Source organism: Fictibacillus sp. Mic-4 (assembly GCF_049843615.1).
In the GTDB taxonomy this organism is placed as follows: domain Bacteria; phylum Bacillota; class Bacilli; order Bacillales; family Fictibacillaceae; genus Fictibacillus_A; species Fictibacillus_A gelatini.
Genome location: NZ_JBBHZM010000002.1, coordinates 69,780 through 89,797 on the forward strand (window position 1 = coordinate 69,780; position 20,018 = coordinate 89,797).

The 20,018-nt window shown below is 37.7% G+C and carries 40 protein-coding genes and 1 other RNA gene; 38 read left to right on the forward strand and 3 right to left on the reverse strand.

Annotated features, from left to right (window positions below):
• Complete coding sequence (locus WD019_RS02915) at positions 1 to 1,566, reverse strand: recombinase family protein (protein WP_425710598.1); 1,566 nt, start codon at positions 1,564 to 1,566, stop codon at positions 1 to 3.
• Between the two features lie 243 nt (positions 1,567 to 1,809).
• On the opposite strand from WD019_RS02915, the gene WD019_RS02920 reads away from it, so the two are divergent.
• The 3 genes from WD019_RS02920 to WD019_RS02930 all read left to right on the forward strand — a co-directional run bounded on the left by WD019_RS02920 (position 1,810) and on the right by WD019_RS02930 (position 3,450).
• Positions 1,810 to 2,955, forward strand: coding sequence for an AimR family lysis-lysogeny pheromone receptor (locus WD019_RS02920; protein ID WP_425710599.1), 1,146 nt, complete (start codon positions 1,810 to 1,812; stop codon positions 2,953 to 2,955).
• Positions 2,949 to 3,104 carry a hypothetical protein gene (locus tag WD019_RS02925; RefSeq protein ID WP_425710600.1) on the forward strand — a complete coding sequence of 52 codons (156 nt, stop codon included), beginning with the start codon at positions 2,949 to 2,951 and terminating at the stop codon, positions 3,102 to 3,104. The genes WD019_RS02920 and WD019_RS02925 overlap by 7 nt, the downstream gene beginning before the upstream one ends.
• Before the next feature lie 223 nt (positions 3,105 to 3,327).
• Positions 3,328 to 3,450, forward strand: coding sequence for a hypothetical protein (locus WD019_RS02930; RefSeq protein WP_425710601.1), 123 nt, complete (start codon positions 3,328 to 3,330; stop codon positions 3,448 to 3,450).
• Positions 3,451 to 3,475: 25 nt separating this feature from the next.
• Here the strand turns inward: WD019_RS02930 and WD019_RS02935 are convergent, their stop codons facing one another.
• A complete protein-coding gene (locus tag WD019_RS02935; protein WP_425710602.1) occupies positions 3,476 to 3,871 on the reverse strand; it encodes a helix-turn-helix domain-containing protein in 396 nt (131 codons plus the stop codon).
• A 185-nt stretch (positions 3,872 to 4,056) separates the two neighbouring features.
• Between WD019_RS02935 and WD019_RS02940 the strand changes: the two genes are divergently transcribed.
• The 29 genes from WD019_RS02940 (at position 4,057) to WD019_RS03080 (ending at position 14,410) form a co-directional block, all read left to right on the forward strand.
• On the forward strand, positions 4,057 to 4,305 hold the full coding sequence (locus tag WD019_RS02940; RefSeq protein WP_425710603.1) for a hypothetical protein: 249 nt from the start codon (positions 4,057 to 4,059) through the stop codon (positions 4,303 to 4,305).
• Positions 4,306 to 4,345: 40 nt separating this feature from the next.
• Positions 4,346 to 4,618 (forward strand): hypothetical protein, encoded by a 273-nt coding sequence (locus tag WD019_RS02945; RefSeq protein WP_425710604.1) that lies wholly within the window; start codon positions 4,346 to 4,348, stop codon positions 4,616 to 4,618.
• Positions 4,619 to 4,730: 112 nt separating this feature from the next.
• A complete protein-coding gene (locus WD019_RS02950) occupies positions 4,731 to 5,015 on the forward strand; it encodes a hypothetical protein (protein ID WP_425710605.1) in 285 nt (94 codons plus the stop codon).
• A complete protein-coding gene (locus WD019_RS02955; RefSeq protein ID WP_425710606.1) occupies positions 4,948 to 5,490 on the forward strand; it encodes a hypothetical protein in 543 nt (180 codons plus the stop codon). Before WD019_RS02950 ends, WD019_RS02955 begins: the two co-directional genes overlap by 68 nt.
• A complete protein-coding gene (locus WD019_RS02960; protein WP_425710607.1) occupies positions 5,480 to 5,818 on the forward strand; it encodes a hypothetical protein in 339 nt (112 codons plus the stop codon). The genes WD019_RS02955 and WD019_RS02960 overlap by 11 nt, the downstream gene beginning before the upstream one ends.
• 71 nt (positions 5,819 to 5,889) lie before the next feature.
• Positions 5,890 to 5,956, forward strand: an RNA gene (locus WD019_RS02965) — hammerhead ribozyme type II.
• Entirely contained in the window at positions 5,955 to 6,158 is a 204-nt protein-coding gene (locus tag WD019_RS02970) for a hypothetical protein (protein WP_425710608.1), read from the forward strand. The genes WD019_RS02965 and WD019_RS02970 overlap by 2 nt, the downstream gene beginning before the upstream one ends.
• A gap of 133 nt (positions 6,159 to 6,291) precedes the next feature.
• A complete protein-coding gene (locus tag WD019_RS02975) occupies positions 6,292 to 6,618 on the forward strand; it encodes a hypothetical protein (protein WP_425710609.1) in 327 nt (108 codons plus the stop codon).
• 78 nt (positions 6,619 to 6,696) lie between these two features.
• A complete protein-coding gene (locus tag WD019_RS02980) occupies positions 6,697 to 6,849 on the forward strand; it encodes a hypothetical protein (protein ID WP_425710610.1) in 153 nt (50 codons plus the stop codon).
• Between the two features lie 4 nt (positions 6,850 to 6,853).
• Positions 6,854 to 7,006 carry a DUF6906 family protein gene (locus tag WD019_RS02985; RefSeq protein WP_425710611.1) on the forward strand — a complete coding sequence of 51 codons (153 nt, stop codon included), beginning with the start codon at positions 6,854 to 6,856 and terminating at the stop codon, positions 7,004 to 7,006.
• A 27-nt stretch (positions 7,007 to 7,033) separates the two neighbouring features.
• Positions 7,034 to 8,020, forward strand: coding sequence for a hypothetical protein (locus tag WD019_RS02990; protein ID WP_425710612.1), 987 nt, complete (start codon positions 7,034 to 7,036; stop codon positions 8,018 to 8,020).
• Positions 7,974 to 8,813: an ATP-binding protein gene (locus WD019_RS02995; RefSeq protein WP_425710613.1), complete on the forward strand. Its 840-nt coding sequence runs from the start codon at positions 7,974 to 7,976 to the stop codon at positions 8,811 to 8,813. The genes WD019_RS02990 and WD019_RS02995 overlap by 47 nt, the downstream gene beginning before the upstream one ends.
• Positions 8,813 to 8,959 carry a hypothetical protein gene (locus WD019_RS03000; protein WP_425710614.1) on the forward strand — a complete coding sequence of 49 codons (147 nt, stop codon included), beginning with the start codon at positions 8,813 to 8,815 and terminating at the stop codon, positions 8,957 to 8,959. The genes WD019_RS02995 and WD019_RS03000 overlap by 1 nt, the downstream gene beginning before the upstream one ends.
• Positions 8,959 to 9,147 carry a Fur-regulated basic protein FbpA gene (locus tag WD019_RS03005; protein WP_425710615.1) on the forward strand — a complete coding sequence of 63 codons (189 nt, stop codon included), beginning with the start codon at positions 8,959 to 8,961 and terminating at the stop codon, positions 9,145 to 9,147. The genes WD019_RS03000 and WD019_RS03005 overlap by 1 nt, the downstream gene beginning before the upstream one ends.
• Positions 9,144 to 9,377 carry a hypothetical protein gene (locus WD019_RS03010; RefSeq protein WP_425710616.1) on the forward strand — a complete coding sequence of 78 codons (234 nt, stop codon included), beginning with the start codon at positions 9,144 to 9,146 and terminating at the stop codon, positions 9,375 to 9,377. Before WD019_RS03005 ends, WD019_RS03010 begins: the two co-directional genes overlap by 4 nt.
• Positions 9,308 to 9,688, forward strand: coding sequence for an ERCC4 domain-containing protein (locus WD019_RS03015; RefSeq protein WP_425710700.1), 381 nt, complete (start codon positions 9,308 to 9,310; stop codon positions 9,686 to 9,688). Before WD019_RS03010 ends, WD019_RS03015 begins: the two co-directional genes overlap by 70 nt.
• Before the next feature lie 15 nt (positions 9,689 to 9,703).
• Positions 9,704 to 9,919: a DUF3310 domain-containing protein gene (locus WD019_RS03020; RefSeq protein ID WP_425710617.1), complete on the forward strand. Its 216-nt coding sequence runs from the start codon at positions 9,704 to 9,706 to the stop codon at positions 9,917 to 9,919.
• A gap of 13 nt (positions 9,920 to 9,932) precedes the next feature.
• The gene (locus WD019_RS03025) at positions 9,933 to 10,112 is read left to right on the forward strand and encodes a hypothetical protein (RefSeq protein WP_425710618.1); all 180 of its coding nucleotides are present in this window, start codon (positions 9,933 to 9,935) and stop codon (positions 10,110 to 10,112) included.
• Positions 10,109 to 10,282, forward strand: a complete 174-nt coding sequence (locus WD019_RS03030) for a hypothetical protein (RefSeq protein ID WP_425710619.1) — start codon at positions 10,109 to 10,111, stop codon at positions 10,280 to 10,282. The genes WD019_RS03025 and WD019_RS03030 overlap by 4 nt, the downstream gene beginning before the upstream one ends.
• Positions 10,279 to 10,824 carry a dUTP diphosphatase gene (locus WD019_RS03035; RefSeq protein ID WP_425710620.1) on the forward strand — a complete coding sequence of 182 codons (546 nt, stop codon included), beginning with the start codon at positions 10,279 to 10,281 and terminating at the stop codon, positions 10,822 to 10,824. Before WD019_RS03030 ends, WD019_RS03035 begins: the two co-directional genes overlap by 4 nt.
• Positions 10,821 to 11,015, forward strand: coding sequence for a hypothetical protein (locus WD019_RS03040; protein ID WP_425710621.1), 195 nt, complete (start codon positions 10,821 to 10,823; stop codon positions 11,013 to 11,015). Before WD019_RS03035 ends, WD019_RS03040 begins: the two co-directional genes overlap by 4 nt.
• Positions 11,012 to 11,152 (forward strand): BH0509 family protein, encoded by a 141-nt coding sequence (locus tag WD019_RS03045; RefSeq protein WP_425710622.1) that lies wholly within the window; start codon positions 11,012 to 11,014, stop codon positions 11,150 to 11,152. The genes WD019_RS03040 and WD019_RS03045 overlap by 4 nt, the downstream gene beginning before the upstream one ends.
• A gap of 144 nt (positions 11,153 to 11,296) precedes the next feature.
• Complete coding sequence (locus WD019_RS03050) at positions 11,297 to 11,668, forward strand: hypothetical protein (protein WP_425710623.1); 372 nt, start codon at positions 11,297 to 11,299, stop codon at positions 11,666 to 11,668.
• 115 nt (positions 11,669 to 11,783) lie between these two features.
• Positions 11,784 to 11,960, forward strand: coding sequence for a DUF3954 domain-containing protein (locus tag WD019_RS03055; protein ID WP_425710624.1), 177 nt, complete (start codon positions 11,784 to 11,786; stop codon positions 11,958 to 11,960).
• Positions 11,957 to 12,166, forward strand: coding sequence for a hypothetical protein (locus WD019_RS03060; protein WP_425710625.1), 210 nt, complete (start codon positions 11,957 to 11,959; stop codon positions 12,164 to 12,166). Before WD019_RS03055 ends, WD019_RS03060 begins: the two co-directional genes overlap by 4 nt.
• A gap of 330 nt (positions 12,167 to 12,496) precedes the next feature.
• A complete protein-coding gene (locus WD019_RS03065) occupies positions 12,497 to 12,958 on the forward strand; it encodes an ArpU family phage packaging/lysis transcriptional regulator (protein WP_425710626.1) in 462 nt (153 codons plus the stop codon).
• On the forward strand, positions 12,955 to 13,497 hold the full coding sequence (locus WD019_RS03070) for a site-specific integrase (protein ID WP_425710627.1): 543 nt from the start codon (positions 12,955 to 12,957) through the stop codon (positions 13,495 to 13,497). The genes WD019_RS03065 and WD019_RS03070 overlap by 4 nt, the downstream gene beginning before the upstream one ends.
• A gap of 221 nt (positions 13,498 to 13,718) precedes the next feature.
• A complete protein-coding gene (locus tag WD019_RS03075) occupies positions 13,719 to 13,913 on the forward strand; it encodes a hypothetical protein (RefSeq protein ID WP_425710628.1) in 195 nt (64 codons plus the stop codon).
• A 128-nt stretch (positions 13,914 to 14,041) separates the two neighbouring features.
• Positions 14,042 to 14,410, forward strand: coding sequence for a recombinase family protein (locus WD019_RS03080; protein ID WP_425710629.1), 369 nt, complete (start codon positions 14,042 to 14,044; stop codon positions 14,408 to 14,410).
• Positions 14,411 to 14,531: 121 nt separating this feature from the next.
• On the opposite strand, the gene WD019_RS03085 is transcribed toward WD019_RS03080, so the two are convergent.
• On the reverse strand, positions 14,532 to 14,927 hold the full coding sequence (locus tag WD019_RS03085) for a hypothetical protein (protein ID WP_425710630.1): 396 nt from the start codon (positions 14,925 to 14,927) through the stop codon (positions 14,532 to 14,534).
• A 170-nt stretch (positions 14,928 to 15,097) separates the two neighbouring features.
• On the opposite strand from WD019_RS03085, the gene WD019_RS03090 reads away from it, so the two are divergent.
• The 6 genes from WD019_RS03090 to WD019_RS03115 all read left to right on the forward strand — a co-directional run bounded on the left by WD019_RS03090 (position 15,098) and on the right by WD019_RS03115 (position 20,006).
• Positions 15,098 to 15,436 (forward strand): hypothetical protein, encoded by a 339-nt coding sequence (locus tag WD019_RS03090; RefSeq protein ID WP_425710631.1) that lies wholly within the window; start codon positions 15,098 to 15,100, stop codon positions 15,434 to 15,436.
• A 266-nt stretch (positions 15,437 to 15,702) separates the two neighbouring features.
• Positions 15,703 to 16,035 (forward strand): HNH endonuclease, encoded by a 333-nt coding sequence (locus WD019_RS03095; RefSeq protein WP_425710632.1) that lies wholly within the window; start codon positions 15,703 to 15,705, stop codon positions 16,033 to 16,035.
• Positions 16,036 to 16,182: 147 nt separating this feature from the next.
• Complete coding sequence (locus WD019_RS03100; RefSeq protein WP_425710633.1) at positions 16,183 to 16,485, forward strand: P27 family phage terminase small subunit; 303 nt, start codon at positions 16,183 to 16,185, stop codon at positions 16,483 to 16,485.
• The gene (locus WD019_RS03105; RefSeq protein ID WP_425710634.1) at positions 16,482 to 18,116 is read left to right on the forward strand and encodes a terminase TerL endonuclease subunit; all 1,635 of its coding nucleotides are present in this window, start codon (positions 16,482 to 16,484) and stop codon (positions 18,114 to 18,116) included. The genes WD019_RS03100 and WD019_RS03105 overlap by 4 nt, the downstream gene beginning before the upstream one ends.
• Positions 18,100 to 19,272, forward strand: a complete 1,173-nt coding sequence (locus tag WD019_RS03110) for a phage portal protein (RefSeq protein ID WP_425710635.1) — start codon at positions 18,100 to 18,102, stop codon at positions 19,270 to 19,272. The genes WD019_RS03105 and WD019_RS03110 overlap by 17 nt, the downstream gene beginning before the upstream one ends.
• Positions 19,269 to 20,006, forward strand: coding sequence for a head maturation protease, ClpP-related (locus tag WD019_RS03115; protein ID WP_425710636.1), 738 nt, complete (start codon positions 19,269 to 19,271; stop codon positions 20,004 to 20,006). Before WD019_RS03110 ends, WD019_RS03115 begins: the two co-directional genes overlap by 4 nt.
• Positions 20,007 to 20,018: the final 12 nt, after the last annotated feature.

Below are 20,018 nucleotides of genomic sequence, written 5' to 3' on the forward strand. Positions count from 1 at the left end.
TTACTGTTTATCTGTGTACGTTGAAGCCTTGATATATAAGGATAAATCAAAGTCATCATCACGTTGGATTTTTTCTTTTTTATAAACGGCCTTCTCAAGCACCGATTTGAGAAGGTTGTTTTTTATTTGTGGCTCATCTGTTTCGTTGTAAATTTTGAGTACATTCTCAAGTTTCGGGATGATATTTTTTTGTGCTGTTTCACGGTTTAATTCTTCTTCGAGTTCTTTTTTCGCTGTTGATAATGAAAACTTCACTTTGTTTAATCGATCTGCAAGCGTTTTAGATCGTTCCAGATACGTATCTACATCATATATCCCTTTTTCTAATAAGTCGTGCAAATTTCCTATTTGTTTTTCTAGATCAGACTTTTCTTTTTCAAGAGATTTAACTGCATTTTCTTTTAATGTAATCACGTTTTTATTATCGTTTTTAGGCATTTCATTTTGTCTCCACTGAGCTTTAAATTGATCAAGAGTCAATTGAAGCCCTGCAATTAGCTTTCCTTCAACATATTCAAATCGGCTGCTTTTACTTTGACAAAAATCGTTATAGCACTTTATATGTGGTTTCTGATCAGTATAGGGTCTGAGAATCATTGATGCACCGCAATGACCACATCTAATAAGGCCAGCAAGTGGATTCGTTATGCCGTTTTCAAGCTGATAGGGAACATGGTACTTTTCTTTTAGAATTTCCTGTGCTTTGTAATAGGTGTCTGCACTAACGAGTGGTTTATGTTTTCCCTTTACATCAATCCATTCAGCTTTTGGTCTTGTACGGGTATCACGATTTTTATTTGGATCTGTTGACTTTTTACGTTCTTTCTTTTTCCACTGTAACCGTCCGATATAAACTGCATTTTTTAAAATGGTCAAAACAGAAGACGGTTTCCACTCAATACCAGAGTAAGTCCGATACCCCAATTCATTTAATTTGTTTGCGATTTTACTAGATCCCATACGCTGTTTAGGGTCATCATGTGTATACCATTCAAAGATCATTTTTACGACTGGCGCTTGTTCCGGGTGTGGAACTAGATAGCGCTCCTTACTATCTTTGTGTATATTATAACCATAAGGAGGGCGGGTTCCGATATAATTTCCTTCTTCCACGGATCGGATCCTGCCGCCCTGCAGACGACGGTTTATTATTTTTAGTTCTTTACGCGCCATAAAAGCTTCGAATTCGCTGTATTCCTCGTCCCATTCATCGTTAAGATCATATGTTTTTCGTGGCGTTATAATTTTTGTATTCGTCATTTGAAAGGTCTCTAAGATTAAACCTTGTTCTTTCATGTTACCGCGTCCGAGACGATCCATATCCATGCAAAGGACAGCGTCATATTTACCTTGCTCAACTTCCTGAAGTAATTCTAACATTTGCGGCCTAAATGCAAGGCTTTCACCTGAAACAATTTCTTCACGGATTTTAACGACATTTATATTTTTTTCTTTAGCGATTTTTAATAATGCTTTTCTGTGTTTGGCAAGAGTTTCGCCTTCGCCTCGTGCTTCAGCTTCAAGATCAGCACGAGATTTTCTTAAGTACATACAGACTCTTTCCATAAATAAATCCCCTTTTTTTCTAAGTTAATACACATTATTAATTAAAACAGACATTGATGTTAAAGTTCAACACTAAATATTCTTCTTGGGAAAAATGAGGTTAATTCCAGCATGTTATTTGGGGGTATTTAACTCGATTTTCCCAATGTATCAATAATGTTAATAGTTTATAATTAAAGTTAAGATTATGTAATAAATTGACTGGAAGGGTAAAATGATGAATATAATTAGGGGGCGTACTAATTGGGATTCGTTATAGACCAGATTCAAAGAACCATTATCGAAAAAAATTTAACTCCTAGCGATGTGGCAATAGCAAATGGTTTATCGAATTCTTTTATGAGCAGGCTATTGTCTCAAAAGACAAAAGAGCATAATTTTGGCAATGTAATTTTAATAATTAATTGGTTATTCCCCAATTTAGATACTCGTAAAGAGCTGATTTTTGATTATTATAAAAAAATTACAAAGCCGGAAAATATAAGAGCGGCCTATGAATGGCTTTGGATGAACTGGGAAAGAGATGAGTTACGATCTCTAATTTCTATGAGAAAAAAATCAAGAGACTATCGGGATCTTGAATTCAATGAAATATATTCACTGTTACTTGAAAGATCTGAAATAAAATCCGAAAATGAATTGGAACGAAAAAGGGAACTTTCGCGGCTTCTAAATAAAGCAGGAATGATTAAAGAAAAATCCAAACAGGAAAGTGTTAAGTGTTTATGTACCATTTTTCAAATGAATGTTTATGGTGATCTTAACGAATATGACATGGTGGAAAAGCTTTACGATACTATTGATGTAAACAAATTGGGAAAAAAAGAAAAGTACCTCAAATATTCATTTAAAGTACGTTTAAATGAATTGTTATCTCAGAGGTACTGGAAACAAAACAACCTAAATGAAGCACGCAAGGTAACAATTGAACTTATTCAAAACGTTGAAAACAAGTATATGTTAGCTTCAGCCTATCATCGTCTTGGTATGACTTATTGTTTTGTTAACCGCGAAACATCTGTAAATTATGTAAAAAAATCAATCGAAATATTTAGATCAATTAATCGAAACATGATAGCTGATTTGATTGAAAAAAAGAATATTCCCTTTATTTATTCAGTTTGGGGGGAGACATACACCCAAACTGATGATAAAATGGAATTAGCACATAATTACATCTCATGCGGAAACCCCAAAATAGGATTGGAATTAATCAAGGATTTTGATAATAATGATCCGTTTATTTGCTTTTACAAAGGAAAAGCAACCAAAAATGTTAACCTTTTAAAAAAGTCTTATGAAATTTTTACAAAAGAATGGCATGATCATTTTTATGCTCAACTACCTCTTAAAGAATTGGAAGTTTTAAAGGAGGCAATACCATGCTAAAACTTAAAAATCAAATAATGTCACTACTTATTGTTGGAGTAATGGCATTGTCTTTATATTCACCAAACACATCAAGTGCACCAAGCAAATCGTCATACTCAGGTGTTACAGTTCAATATCATCCAGTTGACCCCGGAACCGGGGGCTAAAATATATTACCTTTCAAGCGACAAATCCTTAATGGATCTGTCGCTTGAGTCGTTTTATGGGGGTTTCATTTTTTAGAATGGTATTCAAATTGAAAAAAAATCTATAATTTTCCATCCGGAAAAATGAGTTGAGAATTGCCAGAGTTAGGTATAAAATATAATCACATACAAGAACAAGTGTTCTTGTTCTTACAATGTGGACGTGAGAGGGGAAGTCATTTCGATGGCAAAGACAGAAAAAATCAAAGTGACAAAAGAACTTGCAGATGCTATCCAATTAATTTTACATACTTCAAAAGGAATCGAGGCAGAAATGTTTCTAAATCAAATTAAAAAAAAACCGTAACCTCTGCATAAAAAGAGGAACGGTTTTATTTTTTCTTTTCTTTTGCCTTAATACCCTCCGCGATAGTCAAAGCCATATCGGCAAGCTCTTTTTGCTTTTCATATGGAAGCGATAATAATTGTTCAATAAGTTCTTTTGCTTCTCTTGAAATACTTTCATCTTTTCTAAAATCGTATTCTTCTTCTGGATCCGAATTGCTTTCAATATACCCCGCTGCTTCCATTAATTCTTTATACGTAACATTCTTAAGATGTTTTGAAAGCTTTTTTAAAGTAGATGGTTTTGGTTTTTGGGTACCATCTTCAATTCTGGCTATAGTCCCATTACTTACACCTGATACTATTGAAAGTTGTCTTTGACTTTCATAGCCACTTTTTTCCCTTAATTCTGCAAAATAAAGACCAAATTGTTTTAGATCCATAAATTTGTAAACCACCTAGTTTAAATTTATATTTTTATTTTATCAGACGTGTTGCGTTGATGAAACAATTAGGATGTGTATTCAACAACAAATTTTTTAAAAAATGTGTTGCGCTAACTACACAGTTGATGTATACTTTGTTGTGTAGAGAACGAAACAATAAAAACAACCAGGAAGTAATCGAGGTGAATAAATTGGTAAAAATTAAACTTCGTGTTGATGTTCTAGAAAAATTACAAAGCGAAAAAGGTTGGAACGATACAGAACTAGCAAAACATATGGGTATTTCACGAAGCAGACTTTGGAGAGCTAAATTACCTGAGAACCATAGCGAATATTGTTCTCCAGGAGAAAGTTTAATTATCGGAGCTCTCAGTGCATTCCCGGACAAAAAATTTGATGATTTATTTTTTTTAAAGAATGTGTGTAGTTGAGTACACAATATTAATTACCCATAAAAGGGAGGTGCAATAAATGAAAACACTTAACAGGGCAGTCCAACAGGAATTACCTCATAAGATAGATCGAGGTGATTCCAACATGGAAGGTTACAAATACATCCAAACCATTAACATGGGTAAAACCCGAGTTCACATTTATCAGCCTGAAAACCAGACGGAAGAAGAAAGAAAAAAAGTCCTTCGCGAGTATACTATGGCAGGTTGGGCCCTATGGAATTCACTTTCCGACGAACAAAAAATCCGCATCAATGAAGAAGCAATGGCTACTCAAAATTCTAATCAATAATTTCGCTAATCTGTATGTACCATCGTCCGTACGGTAGCAATTACCAATTAAATTATATCATGCGGATGTGTAGAAAAATGTTAACCAATTCTACAAATTGGAGGGGAAGAAAGTGGGATCAATTTCATTGGATTACTGGAAAGAAGCCCTTGAAAAAGCACATGTTGAAGTTGAGCAATTGAAAACAATTCAAGATTCAGAGGAATTCTTTAACTATCCGTCAGTGGTTCGGCTTGCTATTGTTACGTATCAAAAAGAACTAGAACGGGATAGCATCCCCAATCTACAAGCAATCATTGAAAAACGTACAAAAGAGGAGGAAGAACACATTGAGTATAGGCCAAGCGTTAAAGGAAGGCCTGCACTATCAGAAAATGAAGCAACAAGAATTAGCTAAGGCCACGCATTATTCCGTGAAAAGTGTTTCCGCCTGGACAAATGAAAGCCGGCCGATTCCGGAAGATATGCGATCTGTAGTCAGTCAAATCGTTGACTATCCCGACTTGTATCTTGAACAATGGTTGGAAGCAACAGGCGGTGTCGGGTTGCCGGTTCTCGATGGAGATTTTGTCGATCGTCACCCGGCTGCAATGAAAGAATTAGTTACGAGGGAAACACAAATGGCCCTCGACCGACTGGGACAAGCCTCTTTCACAAAGCCCATACATATTCAGACGAAAGAGGAACGGGAAGAAATGAAAACAGTTATTAAGCAGTTATTAGACGCGGCATGTACCATAATCAACTTGATTTCAATTCTTTGCAGGGAATACCGATTTTCCTTTAGAGAAATTTGTCAGTCGTGGTGTGTGTCGTTGGTCGCAAGAAGAATGATAAAAAAAAGAAAGGGATGGACAAGCTATGGAAATTAGACAAGCAGCAAAAATCCATTTGTTACCGGCTGAATTGGGATTGATTAAAACTGCAATGAGGGCTTACAGTTACCAAATTGAAGGTTGGAAAAAGCGCCTGTTTGACATTGCCTTTGGGAGAGTACTCAAATCGAATGGGACACTTGAAATGGACGGTATGGAAATGGAATACGTCACGATGGCTTTAAGAAAGTATGGATGGTTTCATTTCATGAATCAGCGAAAAGAAACGGCAAAGATTTATTTTGAACTTGCTCAATGGATTAAAGAGAAAAAAGTTGAGTTCCAACAAAAAAACAATCCATTAAAAAAAGCAGCAAGCGCGTGATCCAGACGGCTTACTGCAGAACCAAAGTAACTAATACAATTGTACAATTCCCTCCACATAATTGCAAACTATGTCGAAACCGGGATTTATCCCGGTCTGACCGGGGATAGCCTCCCGGCACTGATGAGACAGGCTATTGAAAGGAGAAGAGAAAGTGGATCTCGAGAAAAAAGCATTTGAATTAGAAAAACGTGTTGCTGAATTGGAAAAGAAAATAGCAGCATTGTTAGATTCAACCCCTGCTGCAACAGAGGCTGAATCATATTTTGAAACAAGAGTTAGAAAAATTGTTAATGAAGAATTTGATAATTTTTTCCACGAATTAGCACTAGGTAACTAATTTATTCCCTCTCTTAGCATGGACTACTTGGTCCCTGCATCAGGATCAGGAACGATAGCTCCCCATTTCTCCCCCAATTTGTTCCTGGTTCTGATGGTGCGACTAAGTTAAGCACCGGAAAGAAGGTGAAATTATGACCAAAAAAGAGAAGCAAGCTATCCGCCTACAGATTTGCATGCTGCTTGATCAACATCGAGAGGATCCCACATCTGATCATCTAGAGCAAGCTAAAAAGCTGTCAAAATTGCTGTTGGAAGACGAATACGAACCAAAGAAGGGGGAGTGGTCGATTGCTGAAAAATATTACCTGGTCAACCATGTGCCGGTTATTGGTTTTAACAAAACAGCAAAGAACCTTAAGCGATCATTGAAGGATGCAAAAGTAATGTACACGAGGCTTATGAAAGGACAAATCAATACCGTAGGTGTTTTTGACGAAAAAATAACCCGCCTGGGGTAGAAGGCGAGTTACATTTCAATATATTCATAAGTCAAGTTTACCAGAATTTAAGATTCATAGCAAAGAAGGTGAAATATCATGGCTGGGCTCATCATGGACGTTTATGTATGCGATTGTTGTGACCAATGCTTTGCTGTGGAAGATGCGGAAGAACCAAAGTTTTGCCCGGTTTGTGAAAGTGAAATTTTTGAGTTCTCACATTCAGGCGAACTGGAAATGAAGGAGGAGTAGGTTCATGAAAAACGGAAAAAATCCAACTCGAAAGCAAAAAGCTCTTATTAAGGAAATGGGACTAAATCCTGAAAACTGGTTGGTCAGCAAGAGTCTACATAATCAACTGCTTCTCATACATCGCTGGACTGGTGCAAAAAGAACATTGCAGGCTTAAAAACTGATAAAGGGAGAGATCGGGGTAATGGAAAATGAATTAAGGGCAATGGGGTTTGTGATCCAGCCCCGGCTGTCCTTTAAAAATGTTCGTGATCAAATGATTTATCAATTTTTTATGTGTGGAGCTAATTTTGAATCGAATTCGGTCTGTAAAAGAGGGCAACTTGTTATCTCTATTTCCTCTCTTTGTGAAGAAACTGGTTGGCCATATGGAGTGATCAGGGGAGCCATTAATCGGCTTGAAAAACACGGTTACATTTCAACTGAAACCTTAAGTCAAAAAAGAGGGATTAAGGTGACAATCACCGATTACAACAATTTACAATCACTCGAAAATTACCGAAAAATGAACAAAGAGAATAACAATGAAGATAACAAAGAGGGTAACAAACAGGATAACAAATGGATTAACAAACAGGATGAAGCTGAAATCCCTTTTGCACCAACGGGTGAAGGCGATTCTAAAATAGCTATTAACAAAGAGAATAACAAACAGAATGACAAAGAGAACAACAATCAGAATAACAAACAGGTTAACAATACTATAACATCATTTAATAACATCATTATAAACAGCAATATAAACAACATAAAACATTATTTAAAAGACTTACCCGGACGTTTGTTAAATTTAACGTCTGAAACGGAAATCGAGTCCTTTGTTGACTTTGCAGAGAAAGTCAACCCCTTATCCCTAACTAAAAAGATTGTGGTTAGATATTTTAATACCATTCGCCTGACAAGAAGCACTTGCAAAATTTCAGCCAATGTTTTGGCGACACTTTGGGAGAAATTCCAGAAATACAACACGGATCAGCTTCACTTCGCCATGTTACAACATTGTATTCACCATGACGACAAAAAAGAACAATATACGCTCGGTATCTTGCGAAATACGGATATTCATGAAGCGCGGCGAAAGCTTCTGGTCTTAATAAATAAAAATGCAAGGGAGGAAATTGTGAATGCAATCAGTCAGCAAAGTGATGGGGAATATCACTATGGCTTTTAAGGTACTCGATACTTTTGAATGCGAATGCGGACAAGTTGTAGAACTGATTGAAACACCGATTCTTGGCGGCCCGCAAAAAGGGCAGCTGATGCAATACAAAAAAAATTGCAGATGTGAGGATTTGAAGATCCTAGAGAAAATTCGCCAGGACAACAGGGAGCAAGCCAAGCGGAAAGTTACCAAAATTTTCGACCTTCACAGTTTAATTAATCCCAAATTGAAAGAAGCGACTTTCGGCAGCTTCCGGAGGGATTTACCTGAAAATACGCCTGAACAAAATCAGTCCCTTTCCGCAGCCTATTTCAAAGCTACGGAATATGTCAAAACATTTAAGTTAGAGGAGCCGAAAAACTTACTTTTTCAAGGAACTTTCGGAAACGGAAAAAGCCATTTGGCCGTATCAATTGCCAAAGCGATCCGTGATAAAGGCTACAGCGTAATTTTTATCTCAACTCCTAAACTCCTGACAAAAATCAGGTCTACATACAACAAGAATTCGGAGCAAACAGAGCTTGATGTTATCCGGCACATTGAATTGGCCGATTTAGTGGTCTTCGATGATATCGGCGCGGAAAGCACAAATGAAGGATGGGCCATGCAGAAGCTTTTTGAAGTTTTTGATCAGCGTAGTGGAAAGCACAATGTCTTTACAACCAATCTCAGTTCGCAGGAATTTGAGGCGAAGAAAGATCTTAAACGAATTTTTTCACGGTTGATGCAAGATACCGAACCGGTTGTTATCAATGCAAAAGATTACCGTAAACGACATTTGAAAAAGGCGGTGTCTTCCTAATGCCAGATTCACTTGGATATGGAATGTATCTTTTTCAGCCGGAAACGGATCCGAAAAAAGTTAAAGAGGCAGCGAAAGCCTGGGAAGAATGGTGCCGTAAATTTTTAGAGGAACATTATCCTGAAAAGGCAGGGGAAACGGCTTGATGATAAATTCGCCGAACATTTTACGCCGGGCGGTCGAGCAGAGAAAAGAAATGATCATTCGTGAATTGATCAGCTGTGGGGTTTTCGAACATCCAGACGGGAGGCAACTTTATGAATTAACTCTTTCCGAGCTTGAGGATGAATATCGATATATCAATTTGCATCGGGAAGGGGATGTGGTGTTTTGAAAGCAGGAAAAGAACTCGATGCACTGATCGCTGAAAAGGTCATGGGGTGGCATCGAAAAGGTTTTCCCGGGGGCGGAGGAGGTTTTATTGCTTGGGTTGACAAAAAAGGAAACATACAACGATATATTCAAGATTGTACTTTTCATGCTTGCCGTTGTGAATATTCGGTGATTATTCAGCTTTCATTCCCAAAAACAACGAATTTGGTATCCCTCGTGATCTACATTTGAATGCTTGCCTGGAACGTAAAAACGGAGTGGATGAGCTTGTGGAAAGCATCAAAGATCGTACACGTTTCGAAAATGAATTGATAAGAGGATCTCGCCATCCCTTCGTCCTCCTTGTGGAAGACCTGGAAGGGTACCAGAAAATTTTGAACGGAAATTACCGAAGCAGGTATGACCCTAAGGCTTTGCTTGGAAGTTTAAAAACATTTGAAGCACGGTACAATTTTTCAACGGTTTTTATTTCGCCGGTTACATCAGGGAACTACATATATCATCATTTCTTATACCGTGCTCGTGAGTTGTTAAAGAACTAATAGGAGGGATAAATATTGGACAGCATCAACCCTGATCATTACAAGGTTGGAGGCATCGAGACAATCGATATTATGAAGGCGAAGTTAACGAAAGAACAATTTGAAGGCTATTTGCTAGGCAACATTTTGAAATACACGTCCCGTTATCGGCATAAGAACGGAGTGGAAGATTTACACAAAGCAGGGTGGTATCTTAGCAGGCTTATTGATTTACTTGAAGATAACAAGTAAAGGAGCGCTAACCATGTGGAGGGTATATGAGCAGGGGTTAAACGAACGGATTGCGGAATTGAAACTTGAACGAGAGAAGTTAAGGAAAAATTTAGCCAATTGTGAGCTACGGTTGCAGCTGGCCAACGAAGAAAAAGAAGCCTTCGACAAAGCTTTCGAGGAAATGGCTATGAGGGAAGGATGGGCAGAATGACCAAAAATGAAATCAAAGCTCTTCGAGCAAAGCACCATAACAATGAAATTGTGCTTATGCTTCTTGAGGAAATTGAACGCCTGGAGAAAACACGAATACAGCAAGCAGACCGGATCGGTCGGCAGAAAAAACGGCTGCGTGAACTGGAGAGGAAGGGGATGGCAAAGTGAACCTTAAAAAACTGTTCGAAATGCAACAGGAATTGGACGACCATATTATCAAAGAACACGGGTTAGAGGGGCAGAATCTTTTACCTGATAAGAATCTCGCACTGCAAGTAGAACTCGGTGAACTTGCCAATGAATGGCGTAGGTTTAAGTTTTGGAGCCATAATCGGGAGCCACGGTTAAAAGAACTTGACCGTCAAGCTTCAAGAATTGATAAAACGGTCTACAAAAACCCACTCCTAGAAGAGTACGTGGATTGTATCCATTTCACCCTTTCTATTGGGTTAGAGCTTTATATTGAAAATGGTGACCTTTATATTGATGACCTTTGTAGAGGAATTGCTCTTGAAAAACGTGTAAACGTTCATGAACAATTTAGTTACTTATTTTTCCTTTCGTCTGGAATTTTATCGGGGAAATGGCAAAGGTTTATCAATGCACTACTAGGCCTCGGTGAAATGCTCGGCTTTAGCTGGGAGCAAATCGAAGCAGCGTACATGAAAAAGAATGCAGTGAATCATAGGAGGCAGGAGAGTGGTTATTGATGCAATCTTTCACTCCGGAATACTGGAAAGCCTTTAATGCCGGTAGAGAATACGAGCGAAAACGCTGCATGGCTGTTTTTATCGCCAAAATTGAAAAGTTGCAAGAAGTGAAAGGCATTGGCGAGACCACTTTGCAAAAAATTATTGAGTCGATTAATACGCCTTTGAAACTTGGGGGTGACAAACATTGAGTAATGAAGAACGAGAATCGATGATCGAATGGCTTTATGCCATGACTGGATATGGGCCATCTTGTTTTAAAGACTGGTCGGATGAAAAACTTACAAACTACTATTACAGTCTTTTGGAAAAAAGGGCGAATGAATAATGGCCCGCCGGAAATGGTATCTGCTCTTTCGACTTGAGGAAGGGCAGAAAGTCTTCCTTTATGAGCCGTTGCAGAAACATGAATTGAACAGCCGAAAAAGAAAGGGATGGAAAGTCATTTAAGTGAATGGAGGGCGAGGAAGTCATGAGCCAGTTAGACATTTTCGATATTCTTGACGGAAATCCAAAGGTCTTTTTCAAGTACGGCGCAATGTATGCCCGGGTGATAGATGGGATACAGCCGGTTCCCGTTGAATTAGGTGACGGTACACTTTATCCAGGGGAATTTGTTTCAAAGTTAGGGGATAAGAAAAGGACTAGTTTTGAAATGGGAAAGGGATATTATCTGCGTTACTGCGGTATGGTAGATTCCCTTTTGTTATTCAGTGTGAATGAGTTTGTTTCTGATTTTTATTACGCCTTTCATTACATTGATCGGAACACGCTAGTGGTTGGATCGCATAAAGGTGTGAGAGATATTCGGATTTCGAGGCTAAAGAAGCTGCCAGGGCTCTGATCCCCTGGCGGAGTTTGTGGAAGTAAAAACAGTATTGACCGATTTTTTTAAAATAAACAAAGCCGGATCGTCTCCGGCTCTCCCTAATTTGATTATACACTAGGGGGCGGTACCGGTGAATAAAGAAAAAATGATGACAGCGGAAATAGATTTGATGCGAAACAATGTTTGTTATGTTGTGAAGGATGGTGCCTTGATTGAACAGGAACTCCCTCAATATGGTGAGACGGTGATCGTCACGCTTGGCGGCAAGGTCGATCGGTTTGAAACAAAGGTGAAAAGGAAGGTATGAATACAGGTAGATTTGAACCAAAATGCGAAGTAAGTGGAGGCGAAAACATGTTAAGAAAAATTAGGCGAATTGTCAAAGAGTTTATTACATTTAAGTATGAATCGGAGGCAGAAATGTTAGAACATGGCGGTTCTATGTGTGCTAGAGGTTACGGTGTATACGAAGTTAAAAATGGATATATAGTCACATACGAGAAAAATATTTAACGTTGGATTCCGGATAAAAACGATAAACTTAATAAAATCAGCCTAACGGAAAAACCGAGGGCACTGATCAAAGCAGGAATTTTTCCTGCCATGATTGGTGTTCTCTTTTATTTTTATAAATGGAGGTTTGTACATGAAGAATAGTTTAAAGGATCAGCTGAAACAATGGAAGAAGCAAAATATGCCACAAGTCAAACAAAAAAGGAAAAGAAGGATAAAGCATTAACACGACGTGATTTTGAGGAACTCATGGGAATTCGACGCCCGAGATATGAACGTGGACGAGGCGGCGCTTTCCGCCAACGATAGAAAAAAGGGGGAACACAGAATATGAAAAAACAAATAAATTTTAATGTGCCTGAAATTAATGTTAAAGCGACTCGTAAAGCAGTTGAACGCATTTTAGAAAAGTACCGTGAGTATTTATTGACATTGCCAAGCGATTTTTTCCCTAAAATCACTCCTTCATATTCTTTGCTTCCTCCTACGAACACTAATGCCTTCCACAGTTCAACGGAGGAAGCTTCCATTGAACGGTTGGAATATGAGAAGGCAAGAAACGATTTTATGGGGAACATTCATGCTGCTGTGAATTCACTTAAACCGGATGAACGGTTCATTATTGTGAAACGATATATGGAAGAATACATTGGCTATGACCCGGATATTTGGGCTGAACTAGGCGTGGGGAAAACCAAATTTTACGACATCAAAGAAAAAGGGATGCTGCGCCTGGCTTTTGCATTAAAAATCGAAGTTTACAAGAAAAGAAACGGGGTGAAAAGTGCATGAACCTCGTTGAACCTATTCGCGATAAAGAAATTGTTGCCGAAATTAAAGCATATTTGAAGGAGCAAAATGAACGGAATTATATTTTGTTCCTTCTTGGGATCAATACTGGATTACGCATTTCCGATATTTTAAACTTAAGGGTAAGGGACGTTGAAGGTTGGTATATTACGATCAGAGAAAAGAAAACCCGGAAACATAAACGAATAAAGATGACCAGTGAATTGAAGAAAGCACTGCGTGATTATATTCAAGATAAACCTAAAAATGAATTCTTAATTAAAAGCCGGAAAGGGAAAAACAAACCGATAACAAGAGGAGCAGCGTACATCATTTTAAATCAAGTAGCCCGGGAATTCGGTTTAGAATCGATCGGAACACATTCATTGCGAAAAACATATGGATATCATTTCTACAAACAATTTAAGGATGTCGCAGCATTACAAGAAATATTTAACCATGCGGATCCCAAGATCACTCTACGCTACATTGGCATCAACCAGGACACACTTGACAGCATGATGAAGAAATTCAAAATTTGAGTCTCTTTATTTTTTGTCTCTTTTTTAATTCGCTTCATTTTTATTTTGTATAATTCGTTTTTAAGATTGGCTGAAACTGTTGATTTATAAAGATCGGTTGGCATGGGGCGAATTATACACTTTATAAGATATGGATAATTCATTGGTGCAAAAAAGAGGGCGAAACAGTATAATTTATTTAAGAAAATGCGGTTTATCATCGAGAAAGGTTGGCATATAAAATGGAAAAGACATATATTAAAACAATATGGGTTAAGCGTTTCGATGAACTTGAGGGACTAATGAAATCTGCTGAAAATCTAGGTTTCGTGTATGAAATAATATGTTTAGAAGTAATGCAACCTAACGAGGTGTTTAAAGAGGGTTTTCCTGGTCCACGATATGAAATGAAATTATTTGAACCAAAACAAAACTAAGCATCCTTTCGTGGAGCTTTTTATATGTAAACTAAGAAAGACCGCACATTAACTATGCGGTCTTTCTTTATAAGATATGGATAATTCATAAGGCTAAAAAGGCGTTAAGGATGAAAGGAGAGATGATTTTGAATACGGCCATTTATGTTAGAAATGATGAAGATGGTAAGACACTTAACGAACTGGTGAGCTTTGCCAAAAGCAAAGGATGGAATGTAATTAAATTTTATGTAGATAATGGGTTCAGTGGTTTAGATGATAATAGACCTCAATTGCAACAATTACTTAAAGATACGCTTTCAAATAATGACATTGATGTTGTTCTAGTTGAGGGTGCAAAACATTTATCGAGAGATTTTACATCATTCCGGAACATTAAAGAAAAATTGAATGAAAATGGTGTGAAATTGTACTCGACTAGTTATGACGCTCATTATCCACATACTTTTTACGAACTTTCTGCGGAGGATTTGCGAACTTTCCGCGAACTTTTTTGAAGATAAATTGTGAACTTTTAACGGACGAATTTTTGTTTAAGGCATGTTATATTTGTATTAAGGAGACAAGTTAATAAAAGGAAGGTGAAAAACCGTACTTACCTTCCTGCTTCTTATGAGGTTAAGCATCCTTTCGAGGATGCTTTTTATTTTGGTTAAAAAAGAGGTGATCAATGCATGAAAAGAAAATGTATCGAATGCTCCTTACCAAACCTAGCATTGCGTCTTCTGATGTTTCACGATCTCGATTCGGATCAGCAGATTCTTGTGCGAAATCGCTTAAAGCTTCATTTACATAAGACTCAGGCATCGGTGCTAAATTAACCTTACTCAACTTAAGCATTTCCAGTAAATCTTTTGGTATTTTTTCCATTTCAGGAACTAATAAAAGATCATTTTCCGTGATTGGTTGGTCTAATTGAAAAATAGCCTCAACTCTTGCAATATCATAAGGTTGTCCATGTCTTGAGGTTGGTATAACAGTAATTAGAGTTTCTTGATTGTGACAAGTATACAATAAATTTTCCGCCTTTCTTCTTTTTCTCTATGTTTACTACTTCTTCCATAATTGCGTTTTCGACATGAAATATCATAATCCTTTTTGACACGACATTATTTGTGGTGTTTTTTATTTGTTGCTTATAGGTAATGACGGCGGACTAAGAATTGGAATTGGAGTGATTTGTAGTGGCGAAAAATCAATTTATTTCAACAGAAAACTTTGCAAAGGTAAGATACTCAGAAATCCCTATTCATGAAACGAGCCATTCTCAAGCTCACTGGGCTTTGATGTATTTATTAAAAAATTCATATGTAAAAATGAATGCCTATAATGAAATAGAAGTCCAAAAACTCATTAAGTGCCTAAAGATTTTAAAGCTTAAAGTGACAATAAAACAAAATTATTATCCGAAAAACTCAATACAGGCTGATAATGAAGTGGGCATTTATGAGTTTATGTTGGATAATTTTCTTGATGATAGAATAGACGGATGCTTGCCGCCGTCCAATCAACGTAAGAATTAACGCCTAAACAGTAGGTGTTTTTATTTTGCCGTCTTTATCTATAAGGAGTAAATAATTTAACTGTTTTCTCTAAAGAAAGTAAACAAATAGTCAACTTAATTGCAGGATATTATCCTTTTTTGGCGAAAAATGTAGCCGAAGGGGGGATTAATTTATGAAATGCGGACACTGTCGAATGCAACGAGATCATCATTAAGAGACCACACAGTCATTATTGTGAAAAGTGTTTTTTAAAAATACTGAATGAGAAGTTGAAGTGAAGTTAAATGGAATACAAAACAAGAGAACAGAAACGTAAGTTCTATGACAGTCCAGCCTGGAAGCAAAAGCGTAAGCAAATAAAGCAGCGTGACAACTATGAGTGCCAGGAGTGCAAACGGCAGGGGCGAGTATCAATTGATACGAATGAATACAGCGAAGGTGCCAAGCGTAAAAAGATTCAGCTGCTTGTCGACCATATTAAGGAGCTGGAGGATTATCCCGAGCTTGCTCTCGTTGATGAGAACCTTGAGACCTTATGTGTTCGCTGCCATAATATCAAGCACGGTAGGGAATTCGGTAAGAAGGAAAACAAATGGGCTGATGATGAGCGCTGGTGATTTGGAATTGTATTAAAATACGATACAATTCTGACAATGATACCCCCCGGTCAAAAATTTTGGGGCTTTTCCGACGGCGGGGCACCGGGGGGCGGGCTCGATTTCCGAGATTTTTCATCATTTTATCACGTTAGGGGGTGGGTAAAGTTGGCAGTTAAGATCACAGAATTACAAAAACAGCTTATGGATCGGATTGATACTAGTGATTTAGTCCAAGTCGAGAAAGTCGAACGATATATTGACCTAGTAAAATCATTTAGACGGATAAACAAAATCATCAACAAAGAGGGGGAATCCATAACAACAGAAAACGGATCGCAGCGGTTCACGAAAGCCCACCCTCTAATCAGTGAGCGGAATAAAATCAACGCTTCTTTATTGAGTATCGAAAAGTCATTTGGTTTCGAGATTGAAAAGGAGACCAAATATGGCGCTCGTGACCTTATATGATTAGTCATAAATATGTGGATGAATACATCCGTCTTTATGAAAACGGAAAAATAAAACTCAATAAAGAGCGGATCATGCTTATTGATCACCTTAGAAAGAATGTACTGACCCGTGACGATCTTTATTTTGATGATGTTTTAATTGAAAACTTTGTTAAATTTTCTGAGAAATGGTATTTCAAGCTTGAGGCGTTTCAAAAATTTATTGCGGCTTTCGTGTTTCTATTTTATAAAAAGGACAAGAGTAATTTTTACGAACAGTTTTTAATTATGATGGCCCGCGGCGGTGGAAAGAACGGCTTTATTTCTGCGTTAAGTCATTTTTTCATTAGTCCGTTGCACGGCATTCCGAGATATAACATTTCAATTGTTGCTAATAGTGAATTGCAGGCAAAGACGTCATTTAAAGAAGTGTACGACTGTATTAGTGAAAACAATGTACTCGAAGATATGTTCTACTGCACAAAAGTTGAGATTACAAGTAATGACACTAAAAGTGTTCTACAGTACCACACGTCCAACGCCAGCACAAAAGACGGCCTCCGGGATGGTGCTGTTATCTATGATGAGATTCACCAATACGAAAATTTTGATACTGTTAATGTATTCTCTAGCGGCCTTGGAAAAGTGCCAAATGCTAGAGAATTTTTTATTGGCACGGATGGTTATGTTCGAGAAGGTTTTCTTGACAAAATGAAAGAGCGCGCCATGAACATTTTGGAAGGAAAAGAATTGGATGATCCTCTTTTCCCGTTTATCTGCAAGATTGACGATCCTAAAGAGGTTGACAATCCTGATGTGTGGGAAAAGGCGAATCCAATGTTTTGCCAACCAAGAAGCACCTATGCCAATGGACTGTTTAAAAAGGTACTTGCCCAGTATAAACAACTGGCAAATAATCCTTCTGGTCGTGAAGAGTTTATGACCAAACGGATGAATTTACCGGAAGTTGATCTAGAAAAGTCTGTTGCCAGCTGGGATGACATTATGGCAACTAATAGACCGTTCCCTGACTTAACACATCGAATTTGTGTTGGTGGTTTGGATTTTGCGTCAATAAAGGATTTCGCGGCTGTGGGATTGCTCTTTAAAGTTGGTGAGGACTACGTTTGGAAAACTCACTCGTTCGTCCGTAAAGGATTTTTAGACACAGTGAAATTAAAGGTTCCAATCAAAGAATGGGAACAACAAGGTTTTCTAACGATTGTTGATGAGCCTGTCATCGATATTCGTCATATCGTCGATTGGTTCGTCGAAATGCGGGAGCATTACGGCCTAACGAAAATTGTGGCGGACACATTCCGGCTAGATCTTGTGAAAACTGCACTTGAAGCAGAAGGATTTGAATTGGTATTCATCCGGAACCCACGGGCGATCCATTCGTTGCTCGCTCCACGCGTTGAGACCATGTTTGCGAAACACAAAATTATTTTTGGGGATAATCCACTAATGCGTTGGTATACCAATAACGTTTACGTTCATATCAAGAAGGACGGAAACAAGGAGTATTTGAAAAAGGACGAGTTTAGAAGAAAAACAGATGGCTTCCAAGCATTTATTCATGCCTTATTTGAAGCGGATAATACTCTGTTAGACGATGAGGACTTTTTCTTGGATGCCATTGATTTTTAAAGAAGAAGGGGGTGGGATATTGGGATTTCTGGATTTTTTTAAAACAAGAAATAGAGAATTAGAATTCATGCTCGATTTTGATCTGATTGAGGAAACGACGAATAAAATTCACATGAAAAAGTTGGCCATTCAAATTTGTATCGACATGATCGGACGGACCATCAGCCAATCGGTCTTTCGTGTGAAAAATGGAAATGAAATCATTAAGGACGAATTGTATTACCGGTTAAATGTACGGCCGAATTTGAACATGACGGCTTCAATGTTTTGGCAAACACTTATCCACAAACTGATTGTGGATAATGAAGTACTCGTAATAAAAGCGGATAATGATGATCTGCTAATCGCCGATTCGTTTTCCCGAACAGAATATGCTGTATTCGAAGACAGTTTCAAAGATGTTACAGTTAAAAACTACACGTTCAACCGGACGTTTAAATCAAGTGAAGTCATTTATCTTCAATACACGAACGAAAAATTGTCTGCTCTATTGGATGGTCTATATACCGATTACGGGGAATTGTTCGGTAGAATCTTAGAGTTTCAAAAACGAAAGGGGCAAATTCGTGGAGTAGTTGATGTAGAGGGGATTTATGACAAAAGCGATAAAAACACTGATAGGATACAAAACTATATCAATAAGATTTATAAGGCGTACAGTGAAAAATCCGTTGCCGTAGTCCCTCAACAAAAAGGTTTTAAGTACGAAGAGATGCAAAATGGCCAATCGCAAAGCGTGGATGAAGTAAACAAGGTGACCGATGGATTTTTGGACCAAGTTGCAAGGGCATTAGGGATCCCCATTGTTTTATTGCGCGGTGATATGGCGGATGTGGAAAATCTCACGAGAAACTACATGAATTTTTGCATTGATCCTTTGCTTAAAAAAATAAAAGATGAATTGGATGGAAAGCTTTTTGAAAAAGACGAATACCTAGCAGGAAAGCAAATTGATATTAAGCGTATTTCTTATTCCAACATTTTCGATGTGGCTACCGCCGTTGATAAGTTAAGGGCCTCCGGAACGGTTACCGGAAATGAATTGCGCGAGGAATTAGGATTAGAAAGGGCTGACGATCCGATGCTAGATAAATTCTTTATGACAAAGAACTATCAAGAAAGTTCTCAGGCGCTTGAAGGGGGTGAAAATGAGTGAAGCATAAAATTGAAGGTGACATTATTAGTTGGAATTCAAGCATTTGGGATTTCAATTATAAAATGAAAAACGTTAAAGATGATGAGGATATCGAGTTAGAAATCAATTCTTATGGCGGTGATTTGTTTCTAGGGATAGATATCTGTAACACTTTAAAGAGCCACCAGGGGAATGTTACTGTTACAATCACAGGTATTGCGGCGAGTGCGGCATCGTTAATTTGTATGGGTGCAGATAAAATAAAAGCGCATGCTAATACGATGATGATGGTCCATAATGCTTGGACTTATGCAGCTGGGAACGCAAAAGATTTGCGTAAGGTGGCTGATGATCTTGAGAAAATGAGTATGTCGGCAATGAAATCTTATACCCATCGGATTGATAAAGATACTATACAAAAATTAATGGATGAGGAAACGTTTTTAACAGCTGATGAATGTTTGGAATACGGTTTAATCGATGAAATTATCGATGCGGAACCAGAAACTGTGGAATCCGAAGTGTTTCAAAATAAAGTTAAGGAAATAAATAGTAAGCTAGCATCTAAAAAGTCAGCTATAGCAACAAGTTCAATCGCCGTCATTGATGAAGAAATGGTTCAATCGATGATTTCTAAATTGGAAGAGAAATTAAGAAATGAAATTAAAAAATTAAAAAATCAAAAAGAAAAAGAGCCTGCCCCGGATCCTGTTCAACCAAAACAGAATCTTGGCAAGCTCTTTTTAAATTTATAGGAGGTTATGGAA